The organism is uncultured Xylophilus sp. (genome assembly GCA_913776965.1).
In the GTDB taxonomy this organism is placed as follows: Bacteria; Pseudomonadota; Gammaproteobacteria; order Burkholderiales; family Burkholderiaceae_C; genus Xylophilus.
Genome location: CAJYQL010000136.1, coordinates 1 through 10,173, shown reverse-complemented (window position 1 = coordinate 10,173; position 10,173 = coordinate 1). Strand labels below are relative to the sequence as shown.

The 10,173-nt window shown below is 67.3% G+C and carries 12 protein-coding genes and 1 pseudogene; 9 read left to right on the top strand and 4 right to left on the bottom strand.

From position 1 onward, the window contains the following. A partial coding sequence (locus QZ500_RS19515) for a putative PEP-binding protein (RefSeq protein ID WP_366763618.1) occupies window positions 1-790 on the top strand: 790 nt, incomplete at its 5' end. Window positions 791-882: 92 nt separating this feature from the next. Here QZ500_RS19515 and lipA read toward each other — a convergent pair. Genes lipA through QZ500_RS19495 form a run of 4 tightly spaced genes read right to left on the bottom strand, consistent with a single transcriptional unit; the run spans window position 883 to window position 3,995 of the window. Next, window positions 883-1,881, bottom strand: coding sequence for a lipoyl synthase (gene lipA / locus QZ500_RS19510; RefSeq protein WP_295857781.1), 999 nt, complete (start codon window positions 1,879-1,881; stop codon window positions 883-885). Window positions 1,882-1,903: 22 nt separating this feature from the next. Then, window positions 1,904-2,578, bottom strand: coding sequence for a lipoyl(octanoyl) transferase LipB (gene lipB / locus QZ500_RS19505; RefSeq protein WP_295857779.1), 675 nt, complete (start codon window positions 2,576-2,578; stop codon window positions 1,904-1,906). A 3-nt stretch (window positions 2,579-2,581) separates the two neighbouring features. Beyond that, the gene (locus tag QZ500_RS19500; protein WP_295857777.1) at window positions 2,582-2,881 is read right to left on the bottom strand and encodes a DUF493 family protein; all 300 of its coding nucleotides are present in this window, start codon (window positions 2,879-2,881) and stop codon (window positions 2,582-2,584) included. Between the two features lie 40 nt (window positions 2,882-2,921). Further along, window positions 2,922-3,995, bottom strand: coding sequence for an MBL fold metallo-hydrolase (locus QZ500_RS19495; RefSeq protein WP_295857775.1), 1,074 nt, complete (start codon window positions 3,993-3,995; stop codon window positions 2,922-2,924). 243 nt (window positions 3,996-4,238) lie between these two features. On the opposite strand from QZ500_RS19495, the gene QZ500_RS19490 reads away from it, so the two are divergent. The 8 genes and pseudogenes from QZ500_RS19490 to QZ500_RS19455 form a co-directional block, all read left to right on the top strand. Then, window positions 4,239-4,727, top strand: a complete 489-nt coding sequence (locus QZ500_RS19490; protein WP_295857773.1) for an ATP synthase subunit I — start codon at window positions 4,239-4,241, stop codon at window positions 4,725-4,727. 33 nt (window positions 4,728-4,760) lie between these two features. Further along, window positions 4,761-5,657, top strand: a complete 897-nt coding sequence (gene atpB, locus QZ500_RS19485) for a F0F1 ATP synthase subunit A (RefSeq protein WP_295857772.1) — start codon at window positions 4,761-4,763, stop codon at window positions 5,655-5,657. Between the two features lie 104 nt (window positions 5,658-5,761). Next, complete coding sequence (gene atpE / locus QZ500_RS19480) at window positions 5,762-6,016, top strand: F0F1 ATP synthase subunit C (RefSeq protein WP_295857770.1); 255 nt, start codon at window positions 5,762-5,764, stop codon at window positions 6,014-6,016. 37 nt (window positions 6,017-6,053) lie between these two features. Continuing rightward, a complete protein-coding gene (locus tag QZ500_RS19475) occupies window positions 6,054-6,524 on the top strand; it encodes a F0F1 ATP synthase subunit B (RefSeq protein ID WP_295857767.1) in 471 nt (156 codons plus the stop codon). Window positions 6,525-6,538: 14 nt separating this feature from the next. Continuing rightward, a complete protein-coding gene (locus QZ500_RS19470; RefSeq protein ID WP_295857765.1) occupies window positions 6,539-7,072 on the top strand; it encodes a F0F1 ATP synthase subunit delta in 534 nt (177 codons plus the stop codon). 40 nt (window positions 7,073-7,112) lie between these two features. Then, window positions 7,113-8,666, top strand: coding sequence for a F0F1 ATP synthase subunit alpha (atpA, locus tag QZ500_RS19465; protein ID WP_295857763.1), 1,554 nt, complete (start codon window positions 7,113-7,115; stop codon window positions 8,664-8,666). A gap of 35 nt (window positions 8,667-8,701) precedes the next feature. After that, on the top strand, window positions 8,702-9,580 hold the full coding sequence (atpG, locus tag QZ500_RS19460) for a F0F1 ATP synthase subunit gamma (RefSeq protein WP_295857761.1): 879 nt from the start codon (window positions 8,702-8,704) through the stop codon (window positions 9,578-9,580). Window positions 9,581-9,617: 37 nt separating this feature from the next. Beyond that, window positions 9,618-10,173: pseudogene (locus tag QZ500_RS19455) on the top strand (F0F1 ATP synthase subunit beta); the annotation flags it as partial.

Sequence of the window (10,173 nt, the reverse complement as noted above, 5' to 3'; positions counted from 1 at the left end):
GACGGCGCTGCCCGACGAGGAGGAGCAGTACCAGGCCTACCGCCGCGCGGTGGAGGGCATGCAGGGGCTGCCGGTCACGATCCGCACGGTGGACATCGGCAACGACAAGCCGCTCGACGACAGCCTGCGCGGCGGCGGCGTGCCGGGCCTGAACCCGGCCCTCGGCCTGCGGGCGATCCGCTGGAGCCTGGCCGATCCGGCGATGTTCCGCACCCAGCTGCGGGCGATCCTGCGGGCCTCTGCCCACGGTCCGGTCAAGCTGCTGGTGCCGATGCTGGCGCACGCCGGCGAGATCCGCCACACGATGGCGCTGATCGACCATGCCCGCGCCGAACTCGACAACGCCGGCATCGCCTACGGCAACCCGCCGATCGGCGCGATGATCGAGGTGCCCGCCGCGGCGCTCACGCTGCCGCTGTTCCTGCGCTGGTTCGATTTCCTCTCGATCGGCACCAACGACCTGATCCAGTACACCCTGGCGATCGACCGCTCCGACGAGGCCGTCGCCCACCTGTACGACCCGCTGCATCCCGCCGTGCTGCGGCTGGTGGCCGACACGATCGCCGCTGGCCGGCGCGCGGGCAAGGAGGTGAGCGTCTGCGGCGAGATGGCCGGCGACGTCGCCATGACCCGGCTGCTGCTCGGCCTGGGCCTGCGCAGCTTCAGCATGCACCCGGCGCAGATCCTCGCGGTCAAGCAGGAAGTGCTGCGCGCCGACACGCAGCGGCTGGAGCCCTGGGCGAACGGCGTGCTCGAGTCCGACGACCCGGCCGCCGCGATGGTGCGCTGATGCTCCTGATTCGATAGCAACTTGCGCCCGTCCCCTGGGCGCTGGAGCCCGATTTCCTTCCGAAATCGAGCGAAAAGCGGTCGCGGGGCGCCTCAGATGGCGCCGTGCGTACCGGCCAGCACGTGCTCGGCCTGCTGGTCGGCGTGGTAGCTCGACCGGACCATTGCACCCACCGCGGCGTGGGTGAAGCCCATCGCGTAGGCTTTTTCCTCGAACATCTTGAAGGTGTCCGGATGGACGTAGCGGCGTACCGGCAGGTGGCTGTTGGAGGGCGACAGGTACTGGCCGATGGTCAGCATGTCGATGTCGTGGTCGCGCATGTCCTGCATCACCTGCAGGATCTCCTCATCGGTCTCGCCGAGGCCGACCATGATGCCGCTCTTGGTCGGCACCGTCGGGTGCAGCGCCTTGAACTTCTTCAGCAGGTTCAGGCTGAACTGGTAGTCGGAGCCCGGGCGTGCTTCCTTGTACAGGCGCGGCGCGGTCTCGAGGTTGTGGTTCATCACGTCCGGCGGCGCGGCCTTCAGGATCTCGAGCGCGCGGTCGTCGCGGCCGCGGAAATCGGGCACCAGGATCTCGATCTGCGTCGCGGGCGAGAGCGCGCGGATGTGCTGGATGCATTCCACGAAATGGCCGCTGCCGCCGTCGCGCAAGTCGTCGCGGTCCACGCTGGTGATCACCACGTACTTCAGGCGCAGCTGGGCGATGGTCTTCGCCAGGTTCAGCGGCTCGTCCTGGTCGAGCGGGTCGGGCCGGCCATGTCCGACGTCGCAGAACGGGCAGCGGCGGGTGCACTTGTCGCCCATGATCATGAAGGTCGCGGTGCCCTTGCCGAAGCATTCGCCGATGTTGGGGCAGCTCGCCTCCTCGCAGACCGTGTGCAGCTTGTTCTCGCGCAGGATCTCCTTGATCTCGTAGAAGCGGGTCGTCGGCGAGCCCGCCTTCACGCGGATCCAGTCCGGCTTCTTCAGCGTCTCGCCCTGCACCACCTTCACCGGGATGCGCGAGAGCTTGGCGCCCGCCTTCTGCTTGGCCAGCGGGTTGTAGGTGGCGAGGCTCTGCGCCTCGCGGACGACGTCGGTGGTGCTCATGGGCGTGGCTCTTGTTCGGGGGTCAGGGCGCGAGGTAGATGCCCAGCTTGGCGGCCAGGACGGCGGCGGCGTCGTCCCAGGGGGCAGGGACGCCGATTGTAGAAAGATCGACCGTCGCCAGGCCCGCATACCCGCAGGGGTCGATACGCGAGAAGGGTTCCAGGTCCATCGCGACGTTGAGCGCGACCCCGTGGTACGTGCAGTGCCGGCTGACCTTGATGCCGAGGGCCGCGATCTTGCCGAGCCCGCGGAACGGATCGCCCGCCGGCTGCGGCCCGGCCAGCGCCGCATGCGAGAACGGGTCGTCCCGGCGCACGTAGATGCCGGGCGCGCCCGCGACGCGGTGGCCGGTCACGCCGAAATGCGCGAGCGTGCGGACCACGGCTTCCTCGATGCGGTAGACGTACTCCTTCACGAAGTAGCCGGCGCGCCGCAGGTCGAGCAGCGGATAGGCGACCACCTGCCCCGGGCCGTGGTAGGTGACCTGCCCGCCGCGGTTGGTGGCGATCACCGGGATGTCCCCAGGCGCGAGCACATGCCCCGCGCGGCCGGCGATGCCCTGGGTGAACACCGGATCGTGCTCGCAGATCCACAGCGCGTCGGCATCGTCCGGCGTGCGGGCGGCGGTGAACTCCTGCATGGCGGCATAGGTGGCCGCGTAGTCGACCCGGCCGAGCAGCGTGGGCGCCAGCGCCATCGGTCAGAGCACCACTTTGACCAGCGGATGGCCCGACAGCGCGCGGTAGAGGTTGTCGAGCTGTTCCCGGCTGGTCGCGGTGACGGTGAGCGTCACACCCAGGTACTTGCCGCCCTTGCTGTCGCGCAGCTCGATGGTGGAGGCGTCGAAGAACGGGTCATGCTCGCGTGCGATGGCGGTCAGCGCATGCACGAATCCTTCGGCGTTGGTGCCCATCACCTTGATCGGGAATTCCGACGGGTACTCGATCAGCGAATCCTTGCGGGGATCGGTAGTGTCGGACGGGGGAGGGGGGGTGCTCATCGGCAGTGCTCCGCAAAAAGAACGAGGAAGTCGGGCGGCCTCAGGGGTTGCCCGGTGTACGGCGCGGCAGGCGGCGGGTTTCGCCGATCGCCATCGTGGTGAAGGCACCGTCGGCCAGGCCCTGTTGCCGGACCGCTGCAGCAAGGTCGCGCGGCGGTTGGTCGAGCGGCTCGTCGGTCAGCGCGAAAGTGCCCCAGTGCACCCCGATGCTGCGCTTGCTGCGCAGGTCGCGGTGGATCTGCACCGCTTCGGCGGGATCGGCGTGCTGCTGCTGCATGAACCAGCGCGGCGCGTAGGCGCCGATCGGCAGCAGCGCGAGGTCGAAGCCGCCGCCGTGCGCCGCGTCCTGCCGGGGTGCGAAGTGCGCCGCGATGTCGGCGAAGTCGCGCGAATACGCGGTGTCGCCCGAGTAGAACGCATGGAAGGCCGGCGCCGTGACCGCGAAGCCGCCCCAGAGGGTCGTCATCCGATCGGTCAGGCTGCGGCTGCTCCAGTGCTGCGCCGGCGTTAGCGTGATCTCGGCGCTCTCGCCGCCGCGGTCGAGCGTGTGGCTCTGCCACCAGTCGAGCTCGACCGCATCCGGTACGCCGTGCGATGCGAGCCACGGCCCGATACCGAGCGGCACCACGAACAGCGGCGGCCCACCGGGCTGCCGCGCGAGGGCGCGCACCGATGCCTCGTCGAGATGGTCGTAGTGGTTGTGGCTCACCAGCACCACGTCGATGTGCGGCAGCGCGTCCAGCGCAAGCCCCGGCGGCTGGAAGCGCCGCGGCCCGGCGAAGGACACCGGCGACGCCCGTTCGGAAAACACCGGGTCCAGCAGCACCTGCAGGCCGCGGTCGCCGACCGGGATCTGCAGCAGCACGGTCGAATGCCCGATGAAGGTGACGCTCGGCTGCATCGCCGGGCCGGCCGCTGCGTTGGCGTGCAGGAAGTTGTGGTCCGCCGTAACCACCGGCGGCGGCGTCTGCGGCGCAGGCGGCAGACCTTCGCGCCAAGCATTCCAGCGCCAGCGCGCCAGATCGGCCAGGCCGCGCGGCGCGAACTCGACATAGCGGTTCTGGAAGCCCTGCGGCCGATGGTGCGGACGGGCCGCGTCGTAGTAAGGATTCACAGGAGCGCAGCCTGCGGAAACCACCGCGCACACCGCGCAGGCGAGAAGACGAAGGCAATGTGAAACAGGGGGCATCGGGGGATCGGTGCGGCGGCAAGAAGCGATTGTCGAGCGTTGGCTACGGCGCGCTCTGCGCCAGCCTTTTCCGATAACCAGGTAGGTCATGACCGCATCGTGCGGGCTTCTACCTATAATCAATGGCTTTGCTGAAATTCACCGATCGTTACGCAGGCTTCGCCCACCATGAAACCTGACGCCACGAACGATGATCTGGAGGCACAAGAATCCGAATTCAAGCCACTGACCGCCGAGGAGGCGCAGCGGCTGATGAGCAGACACCCGCAGGTTTCGCCCTGGCGGGTGATCGCAGGACAAATGTGCGTGGGTGTGCTGGCGGCCTTGGCGGCTTGGGCGCTCACGGGGCAGGCCCGCATGGCGTGGTCGACGGCCTGGGGTGCGGCGGCGGTGGTGATTCCCGCAGCCGTGTTCGCCCGGGGCCTCACCCGCAGCCGGTCGGCGGCGAATCCGGGGGTTGCGGCCGCCGGGTTCCTGGGATGGGAAATCGTCAAGATCGTGCTGACCATCGCCCTGCTGGCGATGTCGCCCCGGGTCGTGCCGGGGCTGTCGTGGCTTGCGCTGCTGGCCGGCATGGTGCTCACGATGAAGGCGTACTGGATCGCATTCCTGCCGCGTCGCAAGGCGCGCGGGAGCGCGGTTGGGCAAGAACACTGAAGGCTCTCGCAAGAGAGAAGGAAAAACACCGAGATGGCTGCATCAGCGAACGGACCGACCGCCAGCGAATACATCGTCCACCACCTCCAGCACTGGCAGGTGAACTGGAAGCTCGAGCCGGTCATCCAGAAGTCGATCATCGACTTCAACGTCATCAACCTCGATTCGGTGCTGTACGCGCTGACGATCGGCCTGCTCGGCTGCATCGCGCTGTGGGCCGGCGCGCGCCGCGCCACGGCCGGCGTGCCGGGCCGCTTCCAGGCCGCCGTCGAGATGCTGGTCGAGATGGTGGACAAGCAGGCCAAGGCCAACATCCACAACGCCCACAGCCGCCGCTTCATCGCCCCGCTGGCGCTTACCGTGTTCGTCTGGATCTTCCTGCTCAACGCGATGGACATGCTGCCGGTCGACGCCCTGCCGGCCCTCTGGGCCTGGGGCCACGGCCAGGTCGGCCTGGACCCGCACCACGCCTACATGCGTGTCGTGCCGACGGCGGACCTCTCCACCACGCTCGGCCTGTCGACGTCGGTGCTGTTCCTGTGTTTCCTCTACAGCGTGAAGATCAAGGGCCTGGGCGGCTGGGGCCACGAGCTCGTGTCCGCACCGTTCGGCACCAGCAAGAACCCGGTGTTCGCGATCATCCTCGGCGTGGTCAACATCGTGATGCAGTTCATCGAGTACCTCGCCAAGACCGTCTCGCACGGCATGCGGCTGTTCGGCAACATGTACGCCGGCGAACTCGTCTTCATGCTGATCGCCCTGATGGGCGGCGCCGCCGCCGCGTCCCTGTCGGGCGTGCTGCTGCCGGTCGGCCACATCATCGCCGGCACGCTGTGGTCGGTCTTCCACATCCTCGTCATTACGCTGCAAGCGTTCATTTTCATGATGCTGACCCTGATCTACCTGGGGCAGGCGCATGAGTCGCACTGAGTGAGGACGGGGCGGGTCTCCTGCAGGCCTGCCGGTTCCGAAGTGCTTGTGTTCCCGTGTTTCCCTTCGCTTTGTTCTCTTTTACTGTCCTCTAGGAGCTCTCCATGGAAAACGTTCTCGGTCTCGTCGCCATCGCCTGTGGCCTCATCGTCAGCCTGGGCGCCATCGGCGCATCCATCGGCATCGCGCTGATGGGCGGCAAGTTCCTCGAGTCCTCGGCACGCCAGCCCGAACTCATGAACGAACTGCAGACCAAGATGTTCATCTTGGCCGGCCTGATCGACGCCGCCTTCCTGATCGGCGTGGCCATCGCCCTGCTGTTCGCTTTCGCCAACCCGTTCATCGCTGCCCTGGCCTGATCGCGGTCCGACGCCACTCCCCGAGAAAGGTGTTGCCGTGAGTATCAACGCGACCCTGTTCATCCAGGGCATCGTCTTCCTGATCCTGGTGCTGTTCACGATGAAGTTCGTGTGGCCCCCGATCGCGAAGGCCCTGGACGAGCGGGCACAGAAAATCGCCGATGGCCTGGCGGCAGCCGACCGTGCCAAGACCGAGCTGACCGCTGTGACCCAGCGTGTCGACAAGGAACTGGCCGATACGCGCAACGAAACGGCGCAGCGCCTGGCCGATGCCGAGCGCCGTGCCCAGGCCATCATCGACGAGGCCAAGGCCCGTGCGACGGAAGAAGGCAACAAGATCGTTGCCGCCGCCCGCGCCGATGCCGAGCAGCAGACCATCCGCGTGCGCGAAGCGCTGCGCGAGGAAGTCGCCGTGCTCGCCGTCAAGGGTGCCGAGCAGATCCTGCGCAGGGAGGTCGATGCCGGCGTCCATGCCGAACTGCTCCAGCGCCTGAAAACCGAGCTGTAACCCGAGGACGCCCCATGGCAGAAATCGCCACCATCGCGCGTCCCTACGCCGAGGCGCTGTTCCAGGCGACGCCCGAGGCCGAGCAGGCTGCGGCGACCGGCTGGGTCGACGAACTCGCCGCCGTCGCCGGCCACACCGAACTGACCCAGTTCGCCGCCAACCCCCGGGTGTCGGCCGCGCAGGTGTCGGACGTGGTGGCCGGGCTGCTGCGCGCACCCCTGCCTCCGGCCGGCCGCAACCTGCTGCAGACCGTGATCGAGAACGGCCGCCTGTCGGCGCTGCCCGAGATCGCGCGCCAGTTCCGCGGACTGGTCAACGCCCGTGCAGGCTCTGCCGACGCGATGGTCTACAGCGCCTTCCCGATCGACGCGGCCGCGCTCGCCGACCTGGGCCAGGCGCTCTCGCGGCGCTTCGGCCGCCCGCTGAACCTGACGGTGCAGCAGGACGCATCGCTGATCGGCGGCGTGCGCGTCGTCGTCGGCGACGAAGTGCTTGACACCTCGGTCCGGGCCCGTCTCGAACAAATGAAGGCAGTCCTGGCCGCGTGAGCGCCGGGCTTCCCGCAACCCCAAAGACAAGGAAAGAGTCATGCAACTCAATCCCGCAGAAATTTCCGAACTGATCAAGAGCCGCATCGAGGGGCTCGCGGGCAGCGCCGACATCCGCAACCAGGGCACCGTGGTGTCCGTGACCGACGGCATCGTGCGCGTGCACGGCCTGTCGGACGTGATGCAGGGCGAAATGCTCGAATTCCCGGCCGGCTCCGACGGCCAGCCGTCGTTCGGTCTCGCCCTGAACCTCGAGCGCGACTCCGTCGGCGCCGTGATCCTGGGCGAGTACGAGCACATCTCCGAAGGCGACACCGTCAAGTGCACGGGCCGCATCCTGGAAGTGCCGGTCGGCCCCGAGCTGATCGGCCGCGTGGTCAACGCGCTCGGCCAGCCGATCGACGGCAAGGGCCCGATCAACGCCAAGATGACCGACGTGATCGAGAAGGTCGCCCCGGGCGTGATCGCGCGGAAGTCGGTGGACCAGCCGATGCAGACCGGCCTGAAGTCGATCGACTCGATGGTGCCCGTCGGCCGTGGCCAGCGCGAGCTGATCATCGGCGACCGCCAGACCGGCAAGACCGCGGTGGCGATCGACGCGATCATCAACCAGAAGGGTCAGAACATGACCTGCGTCTACGTCGCGATCGGCCAGAAGGCATCTTCGATCAAGAACGTGGTGCGCGCGCTGGAGCAGTCCGGCGCCATGGACTACACCATCGTCGTGGCCGCATCGGCCTCCGAATCCGCTGCGATGCAGTACGTGTCGGCCTACTCCGGCTGCACGATGGGCGAGTACTTCCGCGACCGCGGTCAGGACGCCCTGATCGTGTACGACGACCTGTCCAAGCAGGCCGTCGCCTACCGCCAGGTCTCGCTGCTGCTGCGCCGCCCGCCGGGCCGCGAAGCCTATCCCGGCGACGTGTTCTATCTCCACAGCCGCCTGCTGGAGCGTGCCGCACGGGTGAACGCCGACTATGTCGAAGCCTTCACCAAGGGCGAAGTCAAGGGCAAGACCGGTTCGCTGACCGCGCTGCCGATCATCGAGACGCAGGCCGGCGACGTGTCCGCGTTCGTGCCGACCAACGTGATCTCGATCACCGACGGCCAGATCTTCCTGGAAACCAACCTGTTCAACGCCGGCATCCGTCCCGCGATCAACGCCGGTATCTCGGTGTCGCGCGTGGGCTCGTCGGCCCAGACCAAGGTGATCAAGGGCCTGTCCGGCGGTATCCGTACCGACTTGGCGCAGTACCGTGAACTCGCGGCCTTCGCACAGTTCGCCTCGGACCTCGACGCTTCCACCAAGAAGCAGCTCGACCGCGGCGCCCGCGTGACCGAACTGCTGAAGCAGGCCCAGTACAGCCCGCTGCCGATCTCGCTGATGGGCGCCTCGCTGTTCGCGGTGAACAAGGGCTTCATGGACGACATCGACGTGAAGAAGGTGCTGCCCTTCGAGCACGGCCTGCACCAGTTCCTGAAGACCAGCCACGGCGCGCTGCTCGACAAGATCGAGCAGTCCAAGGCGATCGACAAGGACGCCGAGGCCGAACTCCACGCTGCGATCACCGCGTTCAAGAAGTCCTTCGCCTGACCCGCCGCGCCGACTGAAGACACAAGGAGTCACGCATGGCAACAGGCAAGGAAATTCGCGGCCAGATCAAGAGCTTCGAGAACACGAAGAAGATCACCAAGGCCATGGAAATGGTCTCGGTCTCGAAGATGCGCAAGGCGCAGGACCGGATGCGTGCCGCCCGTCCGTACAGCGAGAAGATCCGCACCATCGCCGCCCACCTGGGCCAGGCGAACCCCGAGTACGTGCATCCGTTCATGCAGGTCAACGACGCCAAGGTGGCGGGCCTGATCACGGTGACCACGGACAAGGGCCTGTGCGGCGGCTTGAACACCAACGTGCTGCGTGCGGTGACCCTCAAGCTGCGCGAGCTGCAGGACGCGGGCCTCTCCACCGAGGTCGTCGCGGTCGGCAACAAGGGGCTGAGCTTCTTCAACCGCATCGGCGCCAAGGTCGTGGCCCACGTCACCCAGCTGGGTGATCGGCCGCACCTCGACAAGCTGATCGGCCCGGCGAAGGTGCTGCTCGACGCGTATGCCGAAGGCCGCATCAGCGCGGTCTACATCGCCTACACCAAGTTCATCAACACGGTGAAGCAGGAGGCGGTGGTGGAGCAGCTGCTGCCGCTGTCGGCGGCAACGCTGTCGAGCGACGCGAAGCCCGCCGGCACCGGTGCGAACTGGGAATACATCTACGAGCCCGACGCGCAGACCGTCATCGACGAACTGCTGGTGCGCTATGCCGAATCCCTGGTCTACCAGGCGGTCGCCGAGAACATGGCGTCCGAGCATTCGGCGCGCATGGTCGCGATGAAGGCGGCCACCGACAACGCCGGCAACGTCATCGGCGAACTCAAGCTGGTCTACAACAAGACGCGCCAGGCTGCGATCACGAAGGAACTTTCGGAGATCGTCTCGGGCGCCGCCGCGGTCTGACCCGCGCGAGATCACGTTCAATTTTTTGGAGCAAACAATGGCTCAAGCAAGTATCCAAGCAGGCGCACAGGGCAAGATCGTGCAGTGCATCGGCGCCGTGGTCGACGTGGAGTTCCCGCGCGACCGCATGCCGAAGGTCTACGACGCACTCAAGCTCGAAGGCTCGCCTCTGACGCTCGAAGTCCAGCAGCAGCTGGGCGACGGCGTGGTCCGCACCATCGCGCTAGGTTCCTCCGACGGCCTGCGCCGCGGTCTGGTCGTGTTCAACACCGATGCGCCGATCACCGTGCCGGTCGGCAAGGCCACCCTCGGCCGCATCATGGACGTGCTGGGCTCGCCGATCGACGAGCGCGGCCCGGTCGGCCAGGAACTGACCGCCTCCATCCACCGCAAGGCGCCCGCGTACGACGAACTGTCGCCGTCGCAGGAGCTGCTGGAAACCGGCATCAAGGTGATCGACCTGATCTGCCCGTTCGCCAAGGGCGGCAAGGTGGGCCTGTTCGGCGGCGCCGGCGTGGGCAAGACCGTGAACATGATGGAGCTCATCAACAACATCGCCAAGGCCCACAGCGGTCTGTCGGTGTTCGCCGGTG

Coding starts and splice junctions, on each gene's coding strand:
- lipB (WP_295857779.1), bottom strand. CDS start 2,578: ATGGCGCTGGCGCCCACGCTGCTCGGCCGGGTCGACTACGCGGCCACC.
- atpB (WP_295857772.1), top strand. CDS start 4,761: ATGGCTGCATCAGCGAACGGACCGACCGCCAGCGAATACATCGTCCAC.
- atpG (WP_295857761.1), top strand. CDS start 8,702: ATGGCAACAGGCAAGGAAATTCGCGGCCAGATCAAGAGCTTCGAGAAC.
- atpE (WP_295857770.1), top strand. CDS start 5,762: ATGGAAAACGTTCTCGGTCTCGTCGCCATCGCCTGTGGCCTCATCGTC.
- QZ500_RS19490 (WP_295857773.1), top strand. CDS start 4,239: ATGAAACCTGACGCCACGAACGATGATCTGGAGGCACAAGAATCCGAA.
- QZ500_RS19500 (WP_295857777.1), bottom strand. CDS start 2,881: ATGAGCACCCCCCCTCCCCCGTCCGACACTACCGATCCCCGCAAGGAT.
- QZ500_RS19470 (WP_295857765.1), top strand. CDS start 6,539: ATGGCAGAAATCGCCACCATCGCGCGTCCCTACGCCGAGGCGCTGTTC.
- lipA (WP_295857781.1), bottom strand. CDS start 1,881: ATGAGCACCACCGACGTCGTCCGCGAGGCGCAGAGCCTCGCCACCTAC.
- atpA (WP_295857763.1), top strand. CDS start 7,113: ATGCAACTCAATCCCGCAGAAATTTCCGAACTGATCAAGAGCCGCATC.